This window comes from Pseudomonas khavaziana, assembly GCF_019145205.1.
Lineage (GTDB): Bacteria > Pseudomonadota > Gammaproteobacteria > Pseudomonadales > Pseudomonadaceae > Aquipseudomonas > Aquipseudomonas khavaziana.
This window is the reverse complement of record NZ_JAHSTT010000021.1, coordinates 39,226-64,107: the sequence shown is the minus strand read 5'-3', so window position 1 is coordinate 64,107 and position 24,882 is coordinate 39,226. Positions and strand designations below refer to the sequence as shown.

The window sequence follows — 24,882 nt, the reverse complement described above, 5'->3', positions numbered from 1 at the left end:
TCCATTCCTACCGCAACCATTGTAAGACACTTCAGGCCCTATTTCACATTCGCATGCCTCCTGCGCTTGTCGGCAAATATCGGCTTATCCAGGCATAGGCTCCTCCGGAATCAGGCAGTCAATGTTTTGGTCTTAATCTGTCTTGAGCGATCCAAGAAGTACATCTACAACCGGATAAAGCTCGTCGTTTGCTTGATTTATGGGGCGCATACTTGCAATGATTGGATCATGAACCGGATAAGTTGCTGTCGAGCAGACGCGAAAATGAAGGCTGCTCAGATATTTGCGTGTGTTTTTTGAAAAAAATGCTTGTAGCTCGACAATCGAAAAAAACATCCGGCAATTTCAATGTGCCCTGTGGCAGTCTATGTATACTTCACTTTTTTATTAAAAAAATCAAATTACCTCTGTATGTTAATGAGGACCCTGTGTTTTTAGCTAAATAGTCCCAGGAAGCATCTATGTTATTGGTGACTCCGCCAATATGATTTTCATTGTTGCGATCAACAACTAAATCTTGACTTACTAATACAATTCTACCTTCTAAAAGAAAGCTCTCCGCAGTTTGGCGAACACACACATCCTCTAATTGACCCATTAGCACGACTGGGTTGCATGGAAATTTTTCAATGAATTTCTCGACGCTTAAAATATTATCTGAGTTTTCTATGCGCTCCATATCATTGTGCGAAATATTAATGTTCGAGTTAAAAACGCTTTCGCTGTCTTTAATCATTCTCCAGTTATTGGGGGCTGACCTGATAGCGTGTCTAAGCGTGGAGTAGGTACGTATTTCGTTTGCAGGTTGTACAAGGGTTTTGTTCTTTGGTATACCGTAAAAGCCGCTGTACAAATAATTTACATCGATTATGCTTAGTTTGTTTTCTTTTGCGAACTCAAGTGTTCTAAGGTGATATTTTTCAGTCTTTGCGCTTGTTCTAATGTTATTTTTTCTTGATAGAATATTTTTTAATCTTGAGCGAGCATTTATTAGTCATCGCATGTCAACCATAATAAAAATGGGGGAGCGCAAAATTATTTTCTTGAAGGTCTTTTGTTATTCTTGGATTGTTTTGTACGGCTTAGCTGTCGATAAATTGTATGTATTCTCCCCGAGCGACGCGTCATTCCCATACTTACTTTTTAAGAAGCCAATTATCCAGTTGTCCGGCCTGATATTTGCGAGGTTAGCATTTTCAGTTTCGTCAATTTTAGTTGGATTTATTATGTTTTAATGTAGGGTGTCTTTCTCGCTCTTCATTTGTTTGTCTTTATATAATGGCATTTTTGTATCCGACCTTAATTGATGAGTGATAGTTAAAGCGTTTGTAGATACTAACGGTAAGTATCTGCCACCGCCACTGTAAAAATGCCCCCCCTAAGAGGGTGTAGACAAAATCAAGTGATCAGCCGACGGGCAAGCAGGCGAGATTGGGCCAGCCAGACCCATGCCTCGCTCACGGTAAACATTCGATAATGGTGCATGATCAGCCGCCTGGCCTTTTAATTCCAGGCGTGAGTCCTTTCCACCACCCAGCGTTTGGGCATCACCACAAAACCGGTAGGAGCAGGCGGTGCTGCAAACAAATCGCCCTGTTCTAAATGCCATTTCCCAGTGTCTCGATTGTTTGAACCTCGGATAATGATGGCTTCGATCATTGCCCAGCGCTCAGATGAAATTTCATATCGACCTGTCATGACGGCCCTCCCGGCAACCAGAGCGCGTCATTTTAGCCGAGGCGACTTTTCAGACAAGCCCTAGGAAGTTTTTTTCAGAGTTTCCCTAACAATCACGAGGCACGGCCGAAGACGAGGAGGTTGGAGGTTTCACAACTCCCCTTGCCTTTCGTCTGGGCCAACTATCCAATTTTATTTCGTGACGAATCTTTGAACACACCGAAATAAGGCGATCGACATCATTATCAGTGATTCCAGAATTAACCGAAAACCGTACTAATGTGCGATTTTTAGGAGTGGCAGGAGCAAGAAACATTGAGCCAAAAACGCCATAAGATTCTAAGGCATCCCGCAAAATCATAGTTTGGCATTCAGTGCCAGACTCAAGCGCGATAATTTGCTCGGTTCCCGATGACAAGTCATATCCCAATTCGCTTAAGGCGTTTCGGATCGTACGTGTAACTGAGTGAAGGCGTTCTCTGCGTAAATCTGCCTGAACGACGAAATCAGTAAGCTTATCGAACCACGCAACTTCATGATTTAAAACTGCTGAACTAAAAATCGCCGGATAAGACTCCATCGCAAAGTAATCTTTAAAAATCGAAGGACAAGCTATAAACCCCGCGCGCCCAGCAAATGCCTTGGCTAAACTGGCAGTTAAAAAATGTACTTTAGACGTAAGGCCGAGTTCAGCAACAAGCCCTGCGCCGTGAGGACCATGCGTCCCTAGTGAGTGCGATTCGTCTACAACAAAAACGCATCCCGTATCCTTGGATAAATTAGCAAAATCAGTTAGAGGGCATAAGCTTCCGTTTGTGCTGTATACAGAATCTACAACTAGTATGCCAACGCCATGCTTCCTAATTTGTCGCTCTGCATGACTGACATTGTTATGCATAAAAGCTATCGCCTTAGCCCCGGCTGATACAGCGCCTTGCCATAGTGACATATGTGCATTCAAATCCAAATACACAGGAACCTTACTATTTGCGATTGCTTGTATAAGGCCAACATTCGCTGTCCAACCTGACTGACAAATAATAGCTCCTTCGAACTTTGTAAATCTCGCTAATTTATCTTCAAGTCGAGAGATGGGACTCTCGCCGCGTAAAAAAACTGCGGACATTAACAATTCGCGCTCAGCATGGAGAAATTCTTTCGCGCGGGCTTCGATCAGCACAGGCTCATTAAGTAGGTTCAAATAATCGTTACTCGACAAATGCAATGCATCGGCAGCTGGAGTCGCACCATGGAAAATATTCCTCCCTCCCCATGCTTTTTGAACTTTTTCAACAGAAAACGTAGCTATACGATCCTCGAGAAATGTTGGCATAGATGCGTACATATTTCATACCTTTTGATTGTTATTATATTCCGCACTTACGTTGAAATTTGATTGTAGATGCAGTTTTTTCTACTGATCACAAACCGCCTAAGATTATTTGGCGATAAAGAATCACCACCAATACTCTAAGTGGTTCAAATATTTACATGCCTCAGCTGGTCCATTAGCAGTTGAAAAATCGACGCGTACCAAAAAACGGTCAGACTCCCATCGATAATCTATGCCGTAGTTCAAAAAAAGCACAGCGTGCTCTCCTGCCGTGCAAGCGTGTTCGGCAAAAATTCCCACGCGCCGTCGATAGACCAGCGGCGTTATACCTGCATGAGCGCCCAATGCGAGTTCACGGCCCTTTTCGCAGCGGTCAACAATGCGGCGTCAGCTACATCGTTTTTGTTCATTTTACGTATGGCTTGACGAATTGCGGGGCCATCAGCCTCACATCGTGGCGCAAGCTGCGCAGCTCGGGAGCATCATGGTGGGTGCACTCCACGATTTGTCGCCAGGCGGTTATCATCCGGGCATGGCTTTCATGCCCGCCCAATTACCTGATAACCCTGCTGTGCTCAAGCAATTGCTTGCTTATATGCAGTCCAAGGTCGCGATGCTCAAAGAGGAGAATGTGCTGCTTCGCCAGCGCCTGTTCGGGCGCAAGACTGAGCAAAGTGCCGATTCTACGACGCCACAACTGGCGCTGTTTGACGAAACAGCAAATATTGCAGTGCCCGCCATTGACGACACCGAAGAAGACGTCGTCGGTCCGAGAAACGCCGTGGCAAGCGCAAGCCCTTGTCTGCGAACTGCCGCGCATCGAAGTTATCCACGAAAACTGACCTGTGCCTGCGGTTGCCGTGAGCATGTCATTGGCGAAGAAACCAGCGAACAGATGGATATCTGTGCCGATGCAGATCCGGATGATCAAACATATCCGCAAGGTTGACGGCTGCCGTGGCTGCGAAACGGCCCCGGTCACCGCCGACAACCCGGCTCAGTTGATCGAAAAGAGCATGGCCAGTCCGAGCGTGTTGGCGATGTTGCTGACGACCAAGTACGTCGATGGCCTACCCTTGCACCGATTCGAAAAGTCCTTGGTCGTGACGGCAATCCCGCGCCAGACCTTGGCGCCTTGGCACGCTGGGTGATCCAGTGCTGCGAGTACTTCTAGCCTCTACTTAACCTAATGCGTGATCGATTACTGGAAAGTCCGGTGATTTTGGATCTGCACCGCCTCTTGACCGCTGATGCAGGCTTGGCGCCAAGCATTGAGCTGTTCGGGGTAAAGGCCGTTTCGACGGCAGTACTCACCTAATTCAAGTTGCGTCAGGCTGGCTGTTTCAATGACAGCGGTCAACCGGGCCTCAGCAGACCATTTATCAGAAAGCGGTATATCTTCTGGCACTTTGCTTCCTTGGACACTGGCCATCTTGCGCCAGGTATACAGCGATACATCGCTGACCCCTTCACGGCGACAAACTTCGGCTACCGTCAGGTTCAGCGGGGGAAGCAACATCTGAAGCAATGTGGCTTTACGTTCGGGTGAATAGTACGTCACAACCTGTCTCTCTCCGCCCTCGGTATGCTTTTTGGGGTAAATCAGGAGAGGCGACAACTATCCTGACACCGGGGGAAGCCTTCCAGATTTGGCAAAATCCTCAGATACCAATAGCTGAGTTTTTCGATGATGACGCATATGACCTTCGCCGATGCCAAGTAAGCGCAAGCGGACCCGCAAGGAGCTGTTCTTGATCGAGATGGTACGCTGCAAGGGTTTGATTGCACTGATCGAACTTCCGGGGCTTGGTGAAGAACACCGTTCAAATGGTGATATTGTTTGCCTTGTCAAACCTGAAGATGGCATGTCGATGTTTGCTCGCCAGCATGGGAGCGGTGTGCCCGTAACGCTGGAATAACTGCTACGAGGCGCTCGCAACAGCAAAAAAAACATGAAGCGGTTGCCAGATTTGACCGATCTTGAACGGCTAACTTTTTTTGAAACGCCAATGGTTCGGTCGCGAAACATAGGCGGCTACTTCAGACCACCCCTAAGGGGAGATAGTGATGAAGACAGCGATTAGACTGGATAGCAGTGTGAACACTCATTTTAGGAAGTCACTTGCACCACCATTTGGATTGACGACTCAATACCACGAATGTCCTGTTAGACTATACCGTCTCCTCCCCATAAGTCACACCAAAAAGGTCCAGAAGTTCGCTGTGCAGAACAGCTTCGATTTCCATACCCACTTCTTCCTTATCCCCTTCACCGCTGTCCCTCTTTCGGCAACGAATAATTCAGCGGCCAGCGTCGCCGTACTGTCTAGGCGAGAAAATCTGAAAAGTTCTAATTGAGCATGGGATTCGGCTTCTGATAGCGGAGTTATTGGTTGGTACCTGCTTCAGTTGCCGTTCGACAAGCCCGACCGGCAAGTTCTCCACAAGGCTCGCTTTCCATTACAAAAGGCGAGACAGAATCCAAAAATCTGTTGGCCGTATTTTTTGATCGTTTTGCGCATGTCCGACGTGACTCTACCAGAAATTGAATCATCATGAGCCACTTGGCGTTTTTGATCTTACGTTTTCCTTTCATTTTTGATCCCGTCATACGATTTACGAGTATTTTGGTCGAGACGGCAGCTAGATAGCGCCGAAAAGACAGCGTCGATTACTCAATATTAACTATTTCCTTCGATGAATTAACCGCATTCACCAACCGAGCAACGACAACCGACAGCCAGGTCTGGTGGGAAAGCAGCTCTACCGTCTCGGTGCCGTCGGGCATGCAGAATTCATAAAGTGAACGCCAGTCCAAGACATCCTCAGGATCGATCTTCTCATTATCTGTGAAAACCTCTTTAGATGCGAGGCGATATGCAAATGTATCTACGCGAGAGTCAACGGGAGTCCGAAGTTTTACTTGAGCGAAATCGACCACAGTCTCCGCGACCCACCGATGTGAACCATTGAGCTGTGGAGGAACCGCTAGCAGGATACCTACTACACCTTTTTCTGAACTTGGATGATCCAGTTCTATAAAGAGTTCAACCAGATTTTGCCCCGACAGACGCTTGACTATTTCGACCCCTCGCTCAGGATGAATCAGAGTGGCCACCGCTACCAAAACCATAGTGGAGAAGCCTTCAGAGTGGCTATGTGCAGCAACCTGCCTGGAGCTAATTTGAAGAGAAGTCATAAGAGTCACTAAAAAATGAACGCTATAGATTATAGCTCTGTATATCTCAGAAAGGCCTCATCGTTCCTTTTGTGGGTCGAACACAATGGAACTCAAAGAGCCATTTACGGCTGCCGTGGCTGCGGAGCGGCCCCGGTCACCGCTGATAAACCGGCTTAGTTGATCAAAAAGAGCATGGCCAGCCCGAGCGCGTGGCGATGTTGCTGACGACCAGGTACATCGATGGCCTACCCTTGCACCGATTCGAAAAAGTCCTTGGGCGTCACGGCACCGATATCCCGCGCCGGACCTTGGCACGTTGGGTGATCCAATGCAGTGAACACCTCCAGCCATGACTTAACCTAATGTGTGATCAATTACTGGAAAACCCAGTCATCCACTCCGACGAAACCCACGTTCAGGCCTTGAAAGAACCGGATCGAGACCCGACCAGCCAATCGTGGATGTGGGCACAGGCCAGCTGGCCACCGGATCGCAAAGTCGTGCTGTTCGACTCCCCCCCAAGCCGTGCGCAGGACGTACCGCTGCGCCTGCTGGAAAGTTATCGCGGCTACGTGATGACTGACGATTGTACAGGTTACATCGCATTGGCGCTGCAACGGGGCGTGGGGCGACTGGCATGCAAGGCCGATGCTCGCCGGAAGTTTGCGGGCGCACAGAAAGTGCAGCCCAAAGGCAAGACGGGCCGGGGAGATATTGCGATCACGATGATCAACAAGCTGTACGGCATCGAGCGCGACCTGAAAGACTGCAGCGACAAGCAGAGATTGAGCGGGACGGCAGTAAAAGAGTCTGCCAATTTTTGTGCAATCGAAAAGCTGGCTGGATAAAACCCATTCGCAGGTGACGGCAAAAGTGCGCTGGGCAAGGCCGTGCATTATCTGGCGAATAACTGGAGCCGATTGGAGCGTTATGTCGAAGCGGGTTACTTGCCCATCGGTAGAGTCGGGATGTGGCGCGGTGGCTTGCGCTCCGTTTCCACACCCGCTCGTCAAACCGGGCGCGCGCTACTAACGTAACGCATCCGGCTTTCGTCCGAGATTGATAGGCCTTCGCAATCGACACATTGGCCATTCGCGTAGACAACAGATGCAGATCTAGCTTTCCGTATGAAAGGCATCAGGGTGTAGACGGTACCCAGAGCGGTCTCGTCGCTTATGCTTCTTGACCAACCAGCGTCGGATACGGCGCTCAATGTAACGTTGCAGGATTCGGTAGTGTTTGAGGTCGAAATAGCCAGCCCAGCCTCGAAGGATCGAGTTGAGTTCCGCTATCCGGTGCTCTACAGCATCCCATGTCATGCTAATGGCTGCTTCGTTATGAATTGTCCCAATAATCGACTTCATCGCTCCTTTCGAAGCTTGAGTAACGATATAGGTTTTTCCATGAAGGTCATATTGCCTGCCCAAGTTGCATCCCAGAAAGTCGAGTGACTGGTCCGGGAGTTTCAGCAGCGCCGTTTTCTCATCATTAACCGGCAGCCCCAGCCGCACCATTAAATTACTCATCAGCACCATTGCCGTCTCCACTGCCGGGCCGGCAGCAGATCACCATGTCGTCCGCGTAATCCACAATCCTTGCATGCAGACTTTTTGCGTAGCCAAATTTTTCCTAGGCCAGAATGAAGCGCCTGAAGTACACATTGGCCAACAGCGGCGAAATCACCGATCCTTGGGCGCTGCCGCGGTGTGTGTGCTTGGCTTCGTTGGTGCGTCGAAGCGTTCCGTCAATGAGTTCGATAACGGCTACCTCAAGCCATTGCTTAAGCAGCCGCCATACCCTGCCATCCGAGAGCGGAATTGTATTGGAATAGTCACGAAGATCCGTATCGACAACATCTCTCAACCCAATCCTTTCGGTGTAATGGTGCACCTTTCTCACCGCTTCCTTAGCATCTCGAGGAGGTCTGAAACCATACTGCGATGATTGCATATCAGCTTCGAAAATCGCACGGAGATTGACAGCCATTTGAACCACGCTGTCTCGAATACAAGGAATCCCCTAGGGCTTGTTTGAAAAGTCGCCGCGGCTAAAATGACGCGCTCTGGTTGCCGGGAGGGCCGTCATGACGGGTCGATATGATATTTCATCTGAGCGCTGGGCAATGATCGAAGCCATCGTTTCCCCTCCTCACCGCATAGGGCGCCCAAGGCGCGATGATCGTCAGATGCTCAACGGCATCTTCTGGATCTTGTGCTCAGGCGCCAAATGGCGTGATCTTCCAGAGCGCTTTGGGCCTTGGAAAACCGTTTACCAGCGCTTCCGACAATGGCGTGACAACGGTACTTTCGAGCAGGTTTTGCGCAATTTACACTCGTTTGCGTGAAGACGGCTTCATCGACCTGGATACCTGGATGGTCGATTCGACATCCATCCGAGCTACCCGAGCAGCCAGCGGTGCTGGAAAAAAAGCGGCCCGCAGGAACCCCGTCACCACTGCCTCGGCCGTAGCCGAGACGGATTGACCACCAAGATTCATCTCGCCTGTGATAGCAACGGCTTCCCGCTGACGGTCATGCTGCCGCGCGGTGAAGAAGCCGACTCGCGCTACTTCATGCCGCTACTGGAGCAGATCAGCCTGCCAGGTAACAGGGGTCGTCCGCGTATGCGCTGCCGGTATGTACTGGCCGACAAGGGTTATGACAGCCAGATGCTGCGTCAATACTGTGATCGCTATGGCGTGCAGCCGATCATTCCCTTGCGCAGGATGCATCGCAAGCCTCGGCCAGGCCTGCCTCGACTATTCGACAGGCCGCAGTATAAAAAGCGCAACGTAATCGAGCGGCTGTTCAGTTGGCTCAAGGAAAAACGTCGACTCTGTACGCGATACGACAAGCTGGCGAGCAGCTTCTAAGCCATGGTCACGCTGGCCTGCATCGAGAAGTGCTTGCGGGCTGACTTTTCAGGCAAACCCTAGTTTTTTACCGATCGACAATAATGCCGCCGAAAGAGCGATAAAGCCTTTTGTTATCGGGCGCAAGGCCTGGCTATTCAGCGACACGCCCAAAGGTGCAACCGCCGGTGCCCAGATCTACAGTTTAGTCGAGACCGCCAAGATCAACGGGCAGGAGCCCTATACGTGGCTACGCGACGTACTGGAGCGATTGCCACATGTGCAGTCGGTCGCCGACTACGATGCTCTGCTGCCGTGGAACTGCTCACCAGAGATGCGACGGTAAACGAGGCGGTAGTCTGACGGTAGGTGTGGTTCGTGGATCGGATACGATAAAACCCAGCCGCAGGTCACGGCACAAAGTGCGTTAGGCAAGGCCGTGCATTACTTGGTAAACAACTGGAGTTGTTTGAAGCGCTATGCCGAAGCCGGCTTTTTACCCATAGGTAGAGTCGGAATGTGGAGCGGTGGCTTGCACTCCGTTTCCACACCCCGCTCGTCAAACCGGACGTGCGCTACTAACACATCCGGCTTTCGTCCGAGATCGATTGGCCTTCGCGCTTGACACGTCGGTCATTCGCACAGGCAACTGGTGCAGGCCTAGCTTTGCATAATAGGAACACGGTACCCGGAACGGCCTCGTCGCTTGTGCTTCTTGACCAACCGTTGGCTACCAACTCGATGCTGCTGGCCCGCCGCCCGCAAGACCCGATAAAACGTCGCTTCAGTCGCCAGAGGGCGCGTTCGAAATAAGACATAAGGGAACACCGTACTGGAAAAGTTAGGTGTTGCACTCAGTTTCCGCGGCCGCCAAACCATGACGACACTTTATATTATAGAACATCTCGATGTAACCGAACACATCACTACGGGCCTCTTGTCGTGGGGCTGTAGATCTCTCGCTTGATTCGGTCCCGTTTCAAAAACTGGAAATCTCTTGGACAGGGCGTTATCATGACTTATAAGAGCATGGTTCTAGCAAATCTCCGCTCTAAGCTAGGGGACCGGCTATTACTGTAGCGGCTCACTTCTTCTGATTCGTCATCAGTGTTTTCGAACAGATCATCATATTGTTGCTTTGCTTCTAGATAACGTAAGATGTGCGATTGCGTAAATCTGTCAAAGTTCAATATTTTTCGGTCTGTCGTCGTATATTGGCCCCCCAGGCGGGCCAGCGAAGTCCATTGCGCATAGAGTGGTGAAATATTTGATTTCGCCAGTCGTTGTTTGAAAAAATCTATTGCCCCCCTTCGCTCTTGTGTTTTCGGTATAGGGAGGGACCACTCAGAATAAATTTGGTATTTTGGATCCGCGTGGGTGTTGGGCGCAGTGGTATCTAGCACTTGGTTAATAGAAAAAGCACCATGCCGAAGTAAATGCGCAACCGGAAATGTTACCCATGAGTCCGCGATAGTCACTCGATCCGTTTGCCTATGGTCACCAATAACAACGAAGGCATGATCAACCCCTTCAGCATTTACTCGACTGACAGGCGCGTTTCTAGGAGATCCCGCGATCAGAGCAAACGTTACCTGAGAGTGCTCTCCGCAATTCCCGGCTCCAGAGCGGATTATGTTCTCAAGTGTGGTTCCATTAGGGGCTAGTAGGCGCTCGCGCCTCCGATGGACATTTTCAGCATTTGTCAACCAAACGTCGACGATTTGATTGGGCGAGCCGTATGGTAGAAGCTTTTTTGTAACGGTTATTGCCTTGTCTGCCAACTGTAATGCCTGTGTTTCAACATCTGTAGTTCTAATTTTTTTCTCACGGAGTTCTAAGTCGAAGAATTGGTGAGCATCGGCAAGACGGCTGAGCTCGTGCTGATCCGAACGCCGAACAGGCAGTAGATCAAGATCATCTAGTTTTAGTATTGGCATGTGCCCCCCATTTTTGGTTAATTTTAATCCACCCTACTCCCATAATCCATTCTACCTAGCGGCGTTTTTCAAGGTAGTTGTCGCGTCAACCGTTTAACTATGCCGCTTTTTTTCACGTGCAGCTCTGAGTCTGCCGGGAGTCAGCGCTTCCTACGTGGCAGTGCAACCCTAGGAAAACCGAGGCTTGCTGCGTAAGGCTCATAAAAGGTCTCATAACGTGTGCGAATCATTGCGGCTGCCAAAGAGGGCGTAAGCTCTGCTGCACTGAGCTCCTCAGAATGCCCCATCCCCCCAGAGTTATCAGTGTATTGTGCACTACCCCCGCTCCCGTAGACATTTTCCAGCCTCAAAGTGAGCCACTTTCAAAGGCCTCAGGACTGACGCCGCCCAGGTGACTGTGATGACGCGTTCGGTTGTAAAACGCCTCAATGTAATCGAATACGTCGGCACGGGCCATGTCCCGGGTTTTGTAGATCCTCTTGCGGATGCGTTCTTTTTTCAGGCTCCTGAAAAAATGCTCAGCCACGGCATTGTCCCAACAGTTTCCTCGGCGGCTCATACTCGGCTCGAGGTGGTTGGCCAGACAAAAGCGTTTCCAGTCATCGCTACCATATTGGCTACCCTGATCCGAATGCATGATGACTCTGGTTTTAGGTTTACGGCGCCATACCGCCATGAGCAGCGCGTCCAGCGCCAGCTTCTTGCCTAGCGTTGGCTTCATTGACCAGCCGACCACCTTGCGAGCGTAGAGATCCAGTACGACAGTCAGATATAGCCATCCCCGCCATGTTCGGATGTAAGTGATATCGGTCACCCAAGCCTTATTAGGGGCATCGACAGTGAAGGCCCGCTTAAGTCGATTGGGGGCAATGATCGATGGTCTGCCTTTGATTGCGCGCGGGGCTTTATATCCGGTGAGCGCCTTGATTTTATTGGTGCGCATCAGTGCCGCGACACGGTGCTTGCCGCAACTTTCTCCAGCCTCGCGCAAGTCAGCAAACACCCTCCGTGCGCCATAAACACCTCGACTGGCCGCATAGGAGTCGCGGATCAGCCCTAACAGCCGACCATTCTCTTCTTCGCGATCAGAAACAGGCTTGTGTAGCCATTGATAGAACCCGGCACGAGCAACTCGCAAAACCCGACACAGCGTAGTGATGTCGGTGCTCGTTCATTAAGCGGTATTTCACTCGGGTTCCCTGGCGAAGTACCGCGCTGTTTTTTTAATATGTCGCGCTCTTCTTCCAAGCGTCGCATTTGGGCTCGCAGCCGCAAAATCTCGCTTTTGGCTTCAAGCAACTCGCTGGCCTGTTTCTCGGTTTTGTCAGGCGTCACGGCGTTGACCTATTTGTAGAGGCTGTGGGTCGAAACGCCGAGGCGCTCGGCTGTTTCCGCGACGGAGTATCCGCGTTCAATAACTTGCCTCACGGCTTCTGCCTTGAATTCCGGCGTGAATCGTTGGGTGCTCATAAACTTCCTCCTATGCTCAAAGCATAGGCTGGAGATGTCTACGATGCCGGGGGGGGGCAGTCCATACGCCTTATCAGGGCGTACACAACAACGCGGCCGAAAGAGCGATCAAGTAGTTTGTCATCGGGCGCGAGGCCTGGCTGTTGAATGATATCGTCAATGGTGCCATTGCCCGCGCGAAGATCTACAGCTTGCTCGAGACCGCCAAGGTCAACGGCCAAGAGCCTTATACGTGGCTGCGCCACGTACTTGAGCGGCTGCCGCACGCCTCGTCAGTAACAGACTACGAAGCTCTGCTTCCATGGAATTTCTCGCCCGAAATGGCACATTAAACCGTTGACCCACCATTGGGCAGATGGAGTTTATGGATCGCATACGATAAAGAGATCGATGGTAGTGAATTAATCCTGCGTTGCTGCCTGCTTTGTGGGTGGCCGAATGGCAGGATAACTGTGGAATCCGCAGACTTACAACCCAAAACCGTCTCCGTGGCTTAAGCAAGCCGCGGACGTTCTCACTTCACTTGCTCGTGCAGCACGAACGCAGGGCATTTGATTTTCTAGTGCTACTTATGAATCACCACACTAGGGTTTGTCTGAAAAGTCGCCTCGGCTAAAATGACGCGCTCTGGTTGCCGGGAGGGCCGTCATGACAGGTCGATATGATATTTCATCTGAGCGCTGGGCAATGATCGAAGCCATCGTTTCCTTTCCTCAACGCATGGGGCGCCCAAGGTGGGATGATCGTCAGATGCTCAACGGCATCTTCTGGATCTTGTGCTCAGGCGCCAAATGACGTGATCTTCCAGAACGCTTTGGGCGTTGGAAAACCGTTTACCAGCGCTTCTGACAATGGCGTGACAACGGTACTTTCGAGCAGGTTTTGCGCCATTTACACCTTCGTTCGCGTGAAGACGGCTTCATCGACCTGGATACCTGGATGGTCGATTCGACATCCATCCGAGCTACCCGAGCAGCCAGCGGTGCTGGAAAAAAAGGGGCCCGCAGGAACCCCATCACCACTGCCTCGTCCGTAGCCGAGGCGGATTGATCACCAAGACTCATCTCGCCTGTGATAGCAATGGCTTCTCGCTGACGGTCATGCTGTCGCCCGGTGAAGAAACCGACTCGCGCTACTTCATGCCGCTAGTGGAGCAGATTAGCCTGCCAGGGGGGCGTCCGCGTAAGCGCTGCCGGCATGTACTGGCCGACAAGGGTTATTACAGCCAGATGCTGCGTCAATACTGTGATCGCTATGGCGTGCGGCCGATCATTCCCTTGCGCAAGATGCATCGCAAGCCTCGGCCAGGCCTGCCTCGACTATTCGACAGGCCGCAATATAAAAAGCGCAACGTAATCGAGCGGCTGTTCAGTTGGCTCAAGGAAAAACGTCGACTCTGTACGCGATACGACAAGCTGGCGAGCAGCTTCAAAGCCATGGTCACGCTGGCCTGCATCGAGAAGTGTTTGCGGGCTGACTTTTCAGACAAACCCTAGCTTGAAATGTGGGGATCATGGATCGGAAGCTGAACGCCAGTAATGTCAAGAACCGCAGGTTATTAAATTTCAGTAGAGCGCTATTGATAAGTCGAGATCCTAACTGGCTTAGGGGCGTAATATCGCTCACGGACCTGGCTTCTGTCTAAGCATCTGACGGATTATACTAAACAGCATGCGAAGATACACATCATGTGCTAGCTTAATTAAAGGATGGACGGGACAGATTTATAAAATTTTTTTGAAACGTCAGGAGATAGATATGTTTAAAAATGAAATGATTCGATCAAAAAATGCAATAAAGAAGAAACATATTGGCAGCCCGACTCTACTCACTGAATCAGAAGAACTTTGCGCTATACAAGCGCTGCTCAAGGGGGATAAAAACTCCATAGAAAATCATCGGGCACTATCAAGTTGGAAAAAACTACCGCGAGACTTATGCTTAGTGCATACACTTAAATATGAGGAACACACAAATTCAGAATTGCTGGGTGAAAGCGCTGAGAAATGCTTTTCAGAGTGGGACGCAATAAGCACAAGCCTTCTTTCTCGACGAGATTACGTTAAGAGCACAAAGCTCGACGTTCAGAATTTGATAAGCACCGGTAAATTTATTACCAAGGCTAATCCTTTGACTTTTGGAGAGATTGCGTTTGTTCTTGATGTTTCCCCCTCAAATATAATTGGTACTTTTCCTTATGATGTATGGTTTAATAATCACGCAGGCATGAAAGGGAACGCAGCGGCAACGCAATCCATTGAAGGCAAGGGGGCATTATCCAATGCAATCTTTAAAGGGATCCCCAAAAGGAGTGCGCCATCAGATTTGTCACTACCTAAAGGAACTTATCTTGATGTTCGGCATTATTTAGAAATCCTCAGGGAACAACGAAAATATGCACCTCCTCACCATTCTGAGATAATAGTCACAGGAAAGGAGGGAGTTTATATTCATGCGGGCATGCCCAAAACCGCGCCTGTCAGAGTCAAAGAGATTTTAGTAATGCCTAGCGGTCAGGTTGAGTGGCACGATGGACAGCCCATAATTCAAGATGATCTTGCTTACACCTTACGTATTCTAAAATTACTTAATCACAACATTCCCATAAATTTTCTCAAATAGTCACGCATTGAGGGAAACTCTGAAAAAGATTTCCTAATTTTGAAAATTTCCGGACATCAGTTGCCGAGCTTTTTCGATGATGAAACAGCTGTCTTCGTCGACGCCGAATACGCCGGCAAGCGCAAGCAGACCCGTAAGGAATTGCTCCTGATCGAGATGATCAGGTGGTGCCCTAGAAGGATTTGATTGCCCTGATTGAGCCCTATTATCCAATAGGAGAAGGTGGCCGTCCCCTTTTACCCACTGATGACGATGCTGTGTGTTCATCTGATGCGGAACTGATTCGGTAACAGCGATCCGGCGATGGAAGAAGCGCTGTATGAGACGACCATCCTGCGTCAGTTTGAGACATGAGCCTGAAAAACCACCATTCTCAACTTTCGTCGTCGGTTGGAAAAGCACGAGCTGGGAGTGCGATCCATAAACCCCACCTACCGCAAGGTAACGCCTTGGTTTATCGTGGCATTTCCGGCGAGCAGTTCCACGGTAGCAACGCTTCGTAGCCCTCGACCGACGAGGCATGCGGCAATCGCTCCAGTAAGTGACGCAGCCACGAATAGCCAGCTTTTCAACTGGTTGAGGATCGGCTAGCTTCTTTCCTGCCGACCGATAAACCGCTGTTCATCGCTGGCATCCTTGAATTCGCGTTCGATGCCATACAACTTGTTGAACATTGCCAGCACGATATCGGCGCGGCCGGTCTAACCCTTGGGCTGTACATTATGCGCCTCTCGACGAACTTACGTCGCGCATGAACCATACAGGCCAGACGCACGACACCGGGCTGCAACGCCAACGCGTTGTAACCCACATAATCATCGGTCATCAAGTGCCGCGATAGCCCTCCAGCGAACGCAACGGTACTTCCTGCGCACGGCTGGTAGTGTAGTCGAACAATACAACTTATCGATCAGGCGGCCCATTGACCTGCACCCACATCCAGGATTGGCTGGTCGGGTCACGGTCCGGTTCTTTTAGTATCTGGGCACGAGTTTCATCGCAGTGAATCATTGGGCTTTCCAGCAACCGGTCACGCAGATTCAGCAGCGGCTGAAAATGCTCACTGCATTAGATCACCCAGCGCGCCAGCGTTTGCAGGGGGAAGTCGATGTCATGCCGACCCAGCACCGTTTCGAAACGATGCAATGGCAGGCCATCGATAGTCAGCAGCATCTCCAGCACGCTTGGGCTGACCATGCTTATTTCGATAAACTGCGCCGGCTTGTCAGCGGTGACCGGGCGGTTTAGCAACCACGGCAGCCGTAGACTTTTCGCACGTGTTTGAGCACGCGGACCTGCATCGGCACGATATCGAGTTGCTCGCGGGTTTCTTCGCTAATGACATGCTTACGGCAACCGTAGGTACAGGTCAGCCCACGTTCAGGCAGGTCGTGGATAATTTAGATGCGCGGTAATCCAGCCGACAGTGGTTTGCGTTTTCCACGGCGCTTGGTCGGGGCAACTACTTCAGTTTCCTCATCCGTCTTATCCGTGACGGGGACAGCGACACTTTCAGCCTCATTGAACAGCATAAATTGCGGGTTCAGGTCAACGATCTGGTCTTTGTCCACTTGACGCTCACAGAGCATCTGCACAAGCATTTGCTTGAGCAGATCTGGATCATCGGGGAGGTGATCGAGCATGGAAATCATGGCCCGTATTATACCCAACTACGCGACCAATCGCGGCGTCAAAACTTGATGGGGACGGTTGCGCCACAGATCAAAACCGTCGAGTAGCCAGTTCAATTCCTGGACACTTAACGCTATGGCCTCCTCGGTGGCCTCGGGCGATGCTTTGAAACGTTCGGTCTCCAGGCACTTGAGCCAAAGGCAGAAACCATTGCGCTGGTAAGTAGGCCGTAGGAGTTTCCACCTTCAGCCTCTCGCAGAACCGTATGTGAGCCTCTCAACTCCTACGGCTCCCGTTGCCCAATCGATCTCTACTTCCATAAACATGCCAGTGCACGAACAACGATGGGCATGCCTTCTTCCTTCGTTTGAGCCAGTCAGCACTGCGGCGCTTGTGCCCGCCAGTGGTTTGTATTTCTGACGTGCCCAGCGCTGTAACTCCAAATCAAAGTGATTTAAAACCTTGCGCGTAACCGTTTTGTAGAAAGCCCCATAGGGATGACGCGTCGATATTTGCTCGCCAGCATGGTAGAGGTGTGCCCGTACCGTGGAAAAGGGCTGCTACGAGGAACCCGCAGCAGCAAAAAACACGACCTGATTACAGATTTGACCGATCTTGAACGGCAGCCGTTTCTTGAAAGCGCCCATGGTTTGGTCGCCAAAACATAGGCGGCTACTTCAGGCCATCCTTAAGGGAAGAGTGTGATGAAGTGTTAGGTTTTATTAATATAACATATGTACAAAATGGATTTCCGGCCTGCATGCACACGCTTTCAAATGACAATTTGTAATGCTCAATGAGCCGAAAGACAAACTTCCCAACCGGGGTGTAAGGAAAAATCTCCTTTAGTTCCTGGGCGTTTAAATTCTGGGTTACCCTGATGGTGTCATCATTGTCAACAGAGTCCAGTACAATCTGTCTAGGAAATTGCCCATAAAACCCACTACGCCTCGATATCACTTCATACTGATATCTTAATATATCGGAGGCATGGTACGGGCTAGTTTTTTTCTGCCTTACATTATTTAATAATGTCCAAACCTCAGGTTCAAATCTATTTTCGAATACATTCTCGAAATTCTCCTCGCTTGCCTCAAGATCAAATGAAGTAATCTCATAAGAACATCCCTCCGATATTTGGTGATCAAAAGCTTTGGTGCATTCAATATAGTTTAGTATATTGCTCGGCAATATTGATGGCGCCATATATTTTTCAATACTCACTGGTGACTGGTCCGAAAAAAAGCTACCACTATTCAGATTGTTTTTTTTGCCTTCGAATATATCTTGAAATAATCTATCTTTCGTTTCTTGAAACCTTATTTTTGCCGCCTCGCTTATACTAAATGTAAAATCAATAGGAAAAACTTTATTATCTGCAGCGGAGTAGATAAAGTTTTTTAATTGCATATCGTTATGAACCAGTCCTTTCTCTTCCATTTCATCTAACGCTTGACGAAGCAGTTGGCTTTTTTCGCGCACCTCATTTGAACGCATATTTGACATAGGTATACCGTTAATTCTTTTTATTTTTAAGAATAAAAGATTCTTTTCCACATCAATAACTACCTCTGAAAAACCGTCCCCATATAAAGTATTCAGCCCTTTTTTCTCACTCCAAACGAATTCAATACCTTTTTTCGCCTTCACATCGTCTTCGCTAATGTCATGCATTTTTTTGTAGACACTCTTGCCATCCTTTCCTGCATACACTAATCCCTCCCCCCCTCCGCCGACGACAACATTAAAGTCAACTTCAGCGGCGGCAGAAATAACCATATAGTTCATTCTTGTGTTTCCATCAATACAGAGCATACGCTTTGAGGCGCCCGCCCAAGTTGGCATTATTGAATTTAGAGTTGCATTCGTGCTATCCGCACCATACCTCTCGCCGGCATTTACTTGCTCGCTCTGCCCCCACATTCTTTCGACAGCAGCCCTTACATTCATATCCACTGACAAACCAGCATCTGACTCTTGGTCGCAATCAGTTGCCGAAACTACTTTTCGCTTACCTGATTGTGTTTCTTTGAATTGCCTCATATCTTTTGCCTCTCTAAGTTATCACTATCTTCCAATGCTTGATGCCTTACTGCGTGACAATAGTCCTAGTTGCAAAGGAACTGAAGTACCTGCATAGGCTTCAAATCTCTGGCTATGCAACATATCAGTCTGATCTCTCGCAGCGAGTGCGGATACTACGATAACTTAAGATAGTGTTCAGCAGCGATCCCAATTTCGCCGATTAGGTGGTCGATGTGGTCGGTGGACGAGAAGTTGGATCGCACTTGGCCAATTTTACCGCTGCGCCCAAGTCAAATCGGATGTCGCACGCACGATTACAAGCGTCTTGGAACCGCCAGTCTGTGCGCGGCTTTCGATCATGACGGGGCAGGTGATTGGCCGGATTACACAGCGTCATCGGGCCAGGGAGTTTCTGGCTTTCCTGCAACAGACCGACCGCACCACGCCGGCCGGATTGGATCTGCATGTGATTTTGTACAACAGCTCAACCCACAAGACAGCCGCCTTCGGTGTTCATGCACTTTTCCTCGAACTATTCGCCTGGCCAAGACCCCTATACGTGGCTGAGCCACGTACTGGACCGATTGCCGCATGCCTCGTCGATCGAGGACTACGAAGCGTTGCTACCGTGGAACTGCTCACCGGAAATGCCACGATAAACCAAGGCGTTACCCTGCGGTAGGTGGGGTTTATGGAGCGCACTCCGAGCGCGCGAGTTGCGGGTTTAATACGGAGAACCGAACGAAAACGACCTTGAAATACGACGTTTCGTTAGTTTTCGTAAAATAGTGCCGCGGGTCGGGAAAACTACAACTTACCGTCGATGCGCGGCAAGTTAATCGGAGCATCCTAGATGATTGATACGGGCACGCCCGGATTATGAAACTTTACGGCATCAAGAGCAGTTTGTAGATCTTCATTTAGTATCGGGGCGCCATTTTTCCACTGAACCTCCTCCCTAGGTAAAATTAGAATCTCTTTAACTGTTATAGCCTTAGACGGCGAACGCCCTGGATGAATATACACCCCTTCTTTTCCGGTGATAATTATTTCATTATGTTCAGCACCCTCTCGCCTTTGCCCCTCAAGAATGTCGAGATATGATCGAATCTCAAGATATGTCCCGTTAGGAAGCTTAGCTTTATCATTGTCTTTAGCAATACCCTTGAAGATAGCGTTCGCAAGCGCACCTTTATTAACAGGCAAGCTTTGTAATTCATCTGGAATTTTTCGTATGCCCACATGATTATCAAACCAAACATCATGAGAGAACGTCCCAATTATATTGGAAGGAGATACGTCAAGAACGAACGCAACCTCACCATAAGTTATTGTTTCAGACGAACTATAATATTCACTCATTGTTTTGGCGTCAGCGTCGGACTCAAGGGTAAATATTGCTCCGCTGCTTGAGCCTACAAGATTGAAAAATGCTTTTTTATATACGGAAATTGGATTTTTCGAAAAGATTGTTTTTCTATCCTTGACATCAATGACACTCGCACTTATCGCATCCCATGATGATAAGCACTTGGTCGCATTTTCCTTGAGTAACTGTGAGTCCATATGGAAGCCAAGGTGGACCGCATGAACTAATTTTATATCCCTCGGCATCACATCCCACCCCCTTAACGCAATGAGGTTCTGAAGAGCGCTACTATTTTTACGCAATAACGCCTTCACAACCTCTGAGTTTTCATTTAGATCAGCAGGCTTTGGCTTTCCGATCGTTTTTTTCAACTGCTTCCTAGATAACGGGCTTTTGCTTTTAAACATCGTTTCTCCGCCTTGAGCTTTCAGCTAATATAAGGGGTCAAAGATTGCATCCATGAAATAAGAAACAATAATGTCGTTCTTATGATTCCATCGCCAGAGCCAAAAAATCCGAAATGGCCCAGCCAATTCTACCTATGGTATGATGGTAGCATCAGGTGCAGGCCTGACAGTCCCGAATCCCTAAAAAACCGAACGCTGCCTCCAACCGTTAATTGGTGGTAACTGAAATCTATCGGTGAACACTGGCTAATGGCTTTCGGAGCCCACGCTTGCCCCGACCTCTGCCGCATTATAGCTTGCATGACCCTGGAAGGCAGATTACCTGACTGTCGTCTTGGATCTTTGTACGCGTCGGATCGTGGGTTGGGCGCTGTCGGAAAAGCCAGACGCTGAGCTGTTGATCAAAGCGTTGGATATGGCCTACGAGCAACATGGCAGGCCTTCGGATCGGACCAAGGATCGCAAGCAAGCCTACGTCAGCGGTTGTGGCGATACCGCATGCGCCAGAGCATGAGTCGACGAGGAAACTTCTGGGATAACGAACCGATGGAGCGCGTATTTCGTAGCTTGAAGACAGAATAGATACCGACCGTGGGCTATCGAACTGTGTAGGAGGCACAGCGCAATATCAGCCATTTTTTAATGCATCGCTACAACTGGGTTCGACCTCACCAATTCAACGAGGGGTTGGCACCAGCGCGGGCCGAGGAAAAACTTAACGTCGTGTCCGGGATTAGTTGACCCTTCAAATGGGGACGGCCCCGTCATCCAGGTAGCGCGACAGCGCTGCCCAGCGTTTGAGGCTGTAATCCAGCGCCTTGGCGATGGCCGAACCCTCAGGCACAAGCTGTCTTTGGGCGATCATCCAGGTATGAAGTGCGTCGGCGATTGGCGCTGCTTTTTCCTGCCGTATTCGCTGCCGATCACCCGGCTCCAGCTCTCGGACTTCTCGCTCAACTTCGTACAAGACCGCGATGTAGTGCAGCGCTTTTTCGGCGACCTGGCTCTTGTTGGTCGCGTGCAAATCGAAGAACTTCCGGCGGGCATGGGCCATGCAGCCGATCTCCGTAACGCCCAGTTCAAAGCCTGCCTTGTAGCCGGCAAAGTCATCGCAGACCAGCTTGCCGTCCCAACTGCCCAAGAAGGCTCGGGCATGTTCGCCAGCGCGGCTCGGGCTGAAGTCGTAAACGACCGCCGCCAGGTTGGAGAACTGACTGGTGGCATAGGCCCAGACGTAAGCGCGATGAGTTTTCTTCGCGCCAGGTGTCAGCATTTGTACCGGCGTTTCGTCAGCGTGGACAACGCCGTATGTCAGCACGGCTTCGCGCAACGCATCAACCAGCGGCTGTAATTGCACGCCGCAGTCGCCCGCCCACAGCACCAAGGTCGAACGGGCGATGGGCAGCCCGGCGCGGCCGAAGATTTTCTCTTGGCGATACAGCGGCAGATGGTCGGCGAACTTGGCCACCATGATGTGGGCCAGCAGGCCGGCGGTCGGGCTGCCCTTGTCGATGACCTGCGCCGGAACCGGTGCCTGGATCAGGGTTTCGCACTGATCGCAGACCCACTTGCCACGGATGTGACGCTCCACTGTGAACACGCCCGGCGTGTAGCCGAGCTTCTCGCTGACATCCTCGCCGATGCGCTTGAGGGCGCAACCGCACTGGCAGTGGCTGCTGTCCGGTTCGTGATGGATCAGCGTGCGAGGAAACTACGGTGGCAGCGGTGCGCGCTTGGGTTGCTGGCGCACTTTGGCTTCGACAGGTGCCGGTTGCAGCGCCTCAAGTTCGGCTTCGATAGCGGCGATATCCGTATCGATCAAGGCGTCGAGCAGGCTGGCTTGATTCGGGCTCAACTGCTCGCTGCGCTTGGCAAACTTGAAGCGTTTGAGCAGTGCGATCTCGTGGGCCAGTTTCTCGTTGACCGACTTGTGATGAGTGATTTGCTTGTCCATCGTCTCGACGCGCTGGATCAACTGCGCCGCCAAGGCGCGCAGTTCTTCAGGGTTTAATTGATCGAGATACGGATGCGAAGTCATGCCACCGATTTTGCCAGAGAGGGCTAGTGGAGGCGATAGACGGATGGGCCAATTGCGCTGGCAAGCGCGCCATGGCAGACAAGTTAGAGCACCGTGATGGCTCCTCCGGAACCGACGCGTTGCCAAGGTAAACCGAGCACCAAGGCTTGAAGTTGCTCTGCATCCAACTCGACTTCAGAGCCGTGCCGCACGCCCGGCCAAAAGAAGCGCCCTTGATTCAAGCGCCGGGCTGCAAGCCAAATCCCCAAACCATCATGCACCAGCACTTTCATGCGATTGGCACGACGGTTGGCAAACAGATAAGCACAGTGCGGCTTCGCCGCACCGAACACCGCCACGACCCGCGCCAGCGCAGTTTCAGTGCCGGCGCGCATGTCCATGGGCTCGGTGGCGAGCCAGATGGAGTCGATGCGGATCATCGCAGCAGGTCTCGCAGGAAAGCAGAACACCCCGCTGCATTTTCTGCCGGCCAACTCACCAGGACTACGCCTTTTGAATGCGGCACTTCGATTCGGATCGTGGCAGGAAGGGCCTGATGCATCTGCACCGGCGGCGATGTCTTGACCGGGATGACGGCGGTTTGAAGTGTCAGATTTTTCTGCGCATGCACGCGTATCCATTTATGGACGAGGTTGGCGTTGAGATTGTGGGTCAACGCGACATTGGCGATCGAGGTGTCAGGCTGCGCGCATTCGGCGATGACCTGGGCCTTGAAGGGCTTGGAATAGGAACGGCGTTCTTGTGGCATAGGCGTCCGCTTAAAAAGGCTAAAAATGGTGTCCATTTAATTTGAACTGACCCCACAAAGTTGGACGATTTTCTATCTATGCCTGAGCGGCCTGAATTCTGTATTCAACAGGACTCAGGCCGTTTAGCTTCAGTCTGAGACGCGAGTGATTGTAATACTGGATGTACTCGTCGATGCCTGCGTGAAGCTCATCCAGGTCGTTAAATTTGTTCAGATAAAAAATTCGGACTTCAGTGTGCCGAAGAAACTCTCCATGGTCGCGTTGTCATAGCAGTTACCCTTGCGCGACATGCTCGGCGTAACGGAGCGTTTTTGAGAGCCCGCAGGTAAATGGGCATTCGATACTGCCAGCCCTGGTCTGAGTGCAAAACCGGTTTCTCATGCGGCTGAAGCCGCTTGAATGCACCTTTGAGCATCTTCCCGACCATATCGAACAGCGGTCTTCTGGCAACCTCGTAGGAAATGATTTCGCCGTTGTACAGATCCAAAACGGGAGACAGATAAAGTTTCTGACCTCCAACTTTGAACTCTGTAACGTCGGTTACCCACTTTTGATTGGGTGACGGAGCTTCGAACACACGCTTCAAAAGATTAGGCGCTGCCTTGCCTACCTCCCCCTTGTAGGCCCTGTATTTCTTCACCCGCACCAAGCTCTTGAGCTGAAGCTGCGCCATCAGTCGCTGAACAGTCTTGTGATTGGCGAGATGACCAGCGCTCCGTATAGCAGCCGTTATGCGGCGATAGCCATACCGGCCCTTGTGCTCGTCGAACGTCGAGCGAATCTTGTCTTTCAGCTCTGCGTACTTATCAGCCGCTTGCAGCGCCTTTTGCTGATAGTAAAAGGTGCTGCGTGCCAAACCGGCAAATTTCAGCAAACTTTCGAGAGAATGCAGCGGCCTCAGTCCTATTACGATTTGCGCTTTTTCTGCTGCGCTACTCGTTTCTTCTCCTGAACCAAGGCATCGAGCTTTTTTTGGTAGTCGTTTTCCATCCGTAACTGCTTCACCTCGGCAAGCAAATCATCGCGTGAGCGCGATTCATCATCGGTTGAGCTGGGTTGAACAGGAGGAATGGTGGTCGGCATTTTTTTCGGACGTCCGGCTCTATTAGGCTGCTTGGTAAGGGCATCAAAACCGCCCTCATCAAAGCGGCGTTCCCAGACGCCGATGATGCCGAACTTACGGATGTCGAACAAGGCCGCCGTCTGCCGATAGGACAGCTGTTCCTCACGCATACGTTTCAAAACAGACAGTTGAAGTCGTTGCTATAGCGCTGCAGTGTTTTCTCTTTAAGTCCAGCAACGCCATGCACTTGATAGGCCGCGACCCACTGGCGAAGGGATGAAAAGTCCACATTGTGACGGTGGGCAACATCCCTCAAATCCGCGCTACCGGAACAATAGTCCTGCACGGCTGCGAGTTTTGCTTGCTCTGTGTACTTACCCATGACACCCCCCAAGGTTGTGTCCAACCTTTGGGGGTCAGTTCAATTTAGGTGGACACCATCGCCTCAAGCGACGGTGTCAGGAAGGTGTGTTGCCCGGACGGTTACGCTCCACTTATATAAGTACTTGGTTAAACGGCTAGAACTGG

The 24,882-nt window shown here is 50.5% G+C and carries 11 protein-coding genes and 20 pseudogenes; 12 read left to right on the top strand and 19 right to left on the bottom strand.

Annotated features, from left to right (window positions below; all coding sequences use genetic code 11):
- Positions 1–376: 376 nt before the first annotated feature.
- From KVH01_RS28690 to KVH01_RS30220, 4 genes and pseudogenes are all read right to left on the bottom strand, one after another.
- The gene (locus KVH01_RS28690) at positions 377–736 is read right to left on the bottom strand and encodes a cysteine hydrolase family protein (RefSeq protein ID WP_217883715.1); all 360 of its coding nucleotides are present in this window, start codon (positions 734–736) and stop codon (positions 377–379) included.
- A 662-nt stretch (positions 737–1,398) separates the two neighbouring features.
- Positions 1,399–1,647: pseudogene (locus KVH01_RS28685) on the bottom strand (IS5/IS1182 family transposase); the annotation flags it as partial.
- Positions 1,648–1,783: 136 nt separating this feature from the next.
- The gene (gene cqsA / locus KVH01_RS28680) at positions 1,784–3,022 is read right to left on the bottom strand and encodes an alpha-hydroxyketone-type quorum-sensing autoinducer synthase (protein WP_217883714.1); all 1,239 of its coding nucleotides are present in this window, start codon (positions 3,020–3,022) and stop codon (positions 1,784–1,786) included.
- A gap of 353 nt (positions 3,023–3,375) precedes the next feature.
- Positions 3,376–3,500: pseudogene (locus KVH01_RS30220) on the bottom strand (IS110 family transposase); the annotation flags it as partial.
- Between the two features lie 42 nt (positions 3,501–3,542).
- Between KVH01_RS30220 and KVH01_RS28675 the strand changes: the two are divergent.
- Positions 3,543–4,181: pseudogene (locus KVH01_RS28675) on the top strand (IS66 family transposase); the annotation flags it as partial.
- Positions 4,182–4,232: 51 nt separating this feature from the next.
- On the opposite strand, the pseudogene KVH01_RS28670 reads toward KVH01_RS28675, so the two are convergent.
- Positions 4,233–4,571: pseudogene (locus KVH01_RS28670) on the bottom strand (transposase); the annotation flags it as partial.
- A 236-nt stretch (positions 4,572–4,807) separates the two neighbouring features.
- Between KVH01_RS28670 and KVH01_RS28665 the strand changes: the two are divergent.
- Positions 4,808–4,918 (top strand): annotated as a pseudogene (locus KVH01_RS28665) (IS5/IS1182 family transposase); the annotation flags it as partial.
- 763 nt (positions 4,919–5,681) lie between these two features.
- Here KVH01_RS28665 and KVH01_RS28660 read toward each other — a convergent pair.
- Positions 5,682–6,209: a hypothetical protein gene (locus tag KVH01_RS28660; RefSeq protein ID WP_225924416.1), complete on the bottom strand. Its 528-nt coding sequence runs from the start codon at positions 6,207–6,209 to the stop codon at positions 5,682–5,684.
- 96 nt (positions 6,210–6,305) lie between these two features.
- On the opposite strand from KVH01_RS28660, the pseudogene tnpC (KVH01_RS28655) reads away from it, so the two are divergent.
- Positions 6,306–7,147 (top strand): annotated as a pseudogene (gene tnpC, locus KVH01_RS28655) (IS66 family transposase); the annotation flags it as partial.
- 159 nt (positions 7,148–7,306) lie between these two features.
- On the opposite strand, the gene KVH01_RS28650 reads toward tnpC (KVH01_RS28655), so the two are convergent.
- Positions 7,307–7,726 carry a group II intron maturase-specific domain-containing protein gene (locus KVH01_RS28650; protein WP_217883712.1) on the bottom strand — a complete coding sequence of 140 codons (420 nt, stop codon included), beginning with the start codon at positions 7,724–7,726 and terminating at the stop codon, positions 7,307–7,309.
- Positions 7,727–7,820: 94 nt separating this feature from the next.
- Positions 7,821–8,177, bottom strand: a complete 357-nt coding sequence (locus tag KVH01_RS28645; RefSeq protein WP_217883711.1) for a reverse transcriptase domain-containing protein — start codon at positions 8,175–8,177, stop codon at positions 7,821–7,823.
- A 97-nt stretch (positions 8,178–8,274) separates the two neighbouring features.
- On the opposite strand from KVH01_RS28645, the pseudogene KVH01_RS30215 reads away from it, so the two are divergent.
- A pseudogene (locus KVH01_RS30215) lies at positions 8,275–9,126 on the top strand (IS5 family transposase).
- 1 nt (position 9,127) lies between these two features.
- Positions 9,128–9,388: pseudogene (locus tag KVH01_RS28625) on the top strand (transposase domain-containing protein); the annotation flags it as partial.
- A 495-nt stretch (positions 9,389–9,883) separates the two neighbouring features.
- Here the strand turns inward: KVH01_RS28625 and KVH01_RS28620 are convergent.
- The 3 genes and pseudogenes from KVH01_RS28620 to KVH01_RS28610 all read right to left on the bottom strand — a co-directional run.
- Positions 9,884–10,059, bottom strand: a pseudogene (locus KVH01_RS28620) (IS3 family transposase); the annotation flags it as partial.
- A 2-nt stretch (positions 10,060–10,061) separates the two neighbouring features.
- Positions 10,062–10,979 carry a hypothetical protein gene (locus tag KVH01_RS28615; RefSeq protein ID WP_217883708.1) on the bottom strand — a complete coding sequence of 306 codons (918 nt, stop codon included), beginning with the start codon at positions 10,977–10,979 and terminating at the stop codon, positions 10,062–10,064.
- Between the two features lie 346 nt (positions 10,980–11,325).
- Positions 11,326–12,449: pseudogene (locus KVH01_RS28610) on the bottom strand (IS3 family transposase).
- Positions 12,450–12,535: 86 nt separating this feature from the next.
- Between KVH01_RS28610 and KVH01_RS28605 the strand changes: the two are divergent.
- From KVH01_RS28605 to KVH01_RS28590, 4 genes and pseudogenes are all read left to right on the top strand, one after another.
- Positions 12,536–12,781 (top strand): annotated as a pseudogene (locus tag KVH01_RS28605) (transposase domain-containing protein); the annotation flags it as partial.
- A 316-nt stretch (positions 12,782–13,097) separates the two neighbouring features.
- Positions 13,098–13,945: pseudogene (locus KVH01_RS28600) on the top strand (IS5 family transposase).
- A 262-nt stretch (positions 13,946–14,207) separates the two neighbouring features.
- Positions 14,208–15,071, top strand: a complete 864-nt coding sequence (locus KVH01_RS28595; protein ID WP_217883707.1) for a hypothetical protein — start codon at positions 14,208–14,210, stop codon at positions 15,069–15,071.
- Between the two features lie 60 nt (positions 15,072–15,131).
- Positions 15,132–15,479: pseudogene (locus KVH01_RS28590) on the top strand (transposase); the annotation flags it as partial.
- Positions 15,480–15,525: 46 nt separating this feature from the next.
- On the opposite strand, the pseudogene tnpC (KVH01_RS28585) reads toward KVH01_RS28590, so the two are convergent.
- The 3 genes and pseudogenes from tnpC (KVH01_RS28585) to KVH01_RS28575 form a co-directional block, all read right to left on the bottom strand.
- Positions 15,526–16,723, bottom strand: a pseudogene (gene tnpC / locus KVH01_RS28585) (IS66 family transposase).
- An 18-nt stretch (positions 16,724–16,741) separates the two neighbouring features.
- Positions 16,742–16,912, bottom strand: a pseudogene (tnpB, locus tag KVH01_RS28580) (IS66 family insertion sequence element accessory protein TnpB); the annotation flags it as partial.
- A 463-nt stretch (positions 16,913–17,375) separates the two neighbouring features.
- Positions 17,376–18,746 (bottom strand): OspG family effector kinase, encoded by a 1,371-nt coding sequence (locus KVH01_RS28575; RefSeq protein WP_217883706.1) that lies wholly within the window; start codon positions 18,744–18,746, stop codon positions 17,376–17,378.
- Positions 18,747–18,965: 219 nt separating this feature from the next.
- On the opposite strand from KVH01_RS28575, the pseudogene KVH01_RS28570 reads away from it, so the two are divergent.
- Together KVH01_RS28570 and KVH01_RS28565 are read left to right on the top strand one after the other, a co-directional pair.
- Positions 18,966–19,233, top strand: a pseudogene (locus KVH01_RS28570) (IS630 family transposase); the annotation flags it as partial.
- Between the two features lie 37 nt (positions 19,234–19,270).
- A pseudogene (locus tag KVH01_RS28565) lies at positions 19,271–19,387 on the top strand (transposase domain-containing protein); the annotation flags it as partial.
- 190 nt (positions 19,388–19,577) lie between these two features.
- Here the strand turns inward: KVH01_RS28565 and KVH01_RS28560 are convergent.
- Positions 19,578–20,504: a hypothetical protein gene (locus KVH01_RS28560; protein WP_217883705.1), complete on the bottom strand. Its 927-nt coding sequence runs from the start codon at positions 20,502–20,504 to the stop codon at positions 19,578–19,580.
- Positions 20,505–20,823: 319 nt separating this feature from the next.
- On the opposite strand from KVH01_RS28560, the pseudogene KVH01_RS28555 reads away from it, so the two are divergent.
- A pseudogene (locus KVH01_RS28555) lies at positions 20,824–21,245 on the top strand (DDE-type integrase/transposase/recombinase); the annotation flags it as partial.
- A gap of 7 nt (positions 21,246–21,252) precedes the next feature.
- On the opposite strand, the pseudogene tnpC (KVH01_RS28550) reads toward KVH01_RS28555, so the two are convergent.
- From tnpC (KVH01_RS28550) to KVH01_RS28535, 4 genes and pseudogenes are all read right to left on the bottom strand, one after another.
- Positions 21,253–22,542 (bottom strand): annotated as a pseudogene (gene tnpC, locus KVH01_RS28550) (IS66 family transposase); the annotation flags it as partial.
- 83 nt (positions 22,543–22,625) lie between these two features.
- Positions 22,626–22,961: an IS66 family insertion sequence element accessory protein TnpB gene (tnpB, locus tag KVH01_RS30210; RefSeq protein ID WP_017279403.1), complete on the bottom strand. Its 336-nt coding sequence runs from the start codon at positions 22,959–22,961 to the stop codon at positions 22,626–22,628.
- Positions 22,958–23,290, bottom strand: coding sequence for an IS66-like element accessory protein TnpA (gene tnpA, locus KVH01_RS28540; RefSeq protein WP_225924415.1), 333 nt, complete (start codon positions 23,288–23,290; stop codon positions 22,958–22,960). Before tnpA ends, tnpB (KVH01_RS30210) begins: the two co-directional genes overlap by 4 nt.
- Positions 23,291–23,366: 76 nt before the next feature.
- Positions 23,367–24,736, bottom strand: a pseudogene (locus KVH01_RS28535) (IS3 family transposase).
- Positions 24,737–24,882: the final 146 nt, after the last annotated feature.

Bases quoted from the DNA above. Each gene is read 5' to 3' on its own strand.
- KVH01_RS28560 (WP_217883705.1), bottom strand. From the start codon at position 20,504: ATGTTTAAAAGCAAAAGCCCGTTATCTAGGAAGCAGTTGAAAAAAACG.
- tnpA (WP_225924415.1), bottom strand. From the start codon at position 23,290: ATGCCACAAGAACGCCGTTCCTATTCCAAGCCCTTCAAGGCCCAGGTC.
- KVH01_RS28575 (WP_217883706.1), bottom strand. From the start codon at position 18,746: ATGAGGCAATTCAAAGAAACACAATCAGGTAAGCGAAAAGTAGTTTCG.
- cqsA (WP_217883714.1), bottom strand. From the start codon at position 3,022: ATGTACGCATCTATGCCAACATTTCTCGAGGATCGTATAGCTACGTTT.
- KVH01_RS28595 (WP_217883707.1), top strand. From the start codon at position 14,208: ATGTTTAAAAATGAAATGATTCGATCAAAAAATGCAATAAAGAAGAAA.
- KVH01_RS28615 (WP_217883708.1), bottom strand. From the start codon at position 10,979: ATGCCAATACTAAAACTAGATGATCTTGATCTACTGCCTGTTCGGCGT.
- KVH01_RS28660 (WP_225924416.1), bottom strand. From the start codon at position 6,209: ATGACTTCTCTTCAAATTAGCTCCAGGCAGGTTGCTGCACATAGCCAC.
- KVH01_RS28690 (WP_217883715.1), bottom strand. From the start codon at position 736: ATGATTAAAGACAGCGAAAGCGTTTTTAACTCGAACATTAATATTTCG.
- tnpB (WP_017279403.1), bottom strand. From the start codon at position 22,961: ATGATCCGCATCGACTCCATCTGGCTCGCCACCGAGCCCATGGACATG.
- KVH01_RS28650 (WP_217883712.1), bottom strand. From the start codon at position 7,726: ATGGTGCTGATGAGTAATTTAATGGTGCGGCTGGGGCTGCCGGTTAAT.
- KVH01_RS28645 (WP_217883711.1), bottom strand. From the start codon at position 8,177: ATGGCTGTCAATCTCCGTGCGATTTTCGAAGCTGATATGCAATCATCG.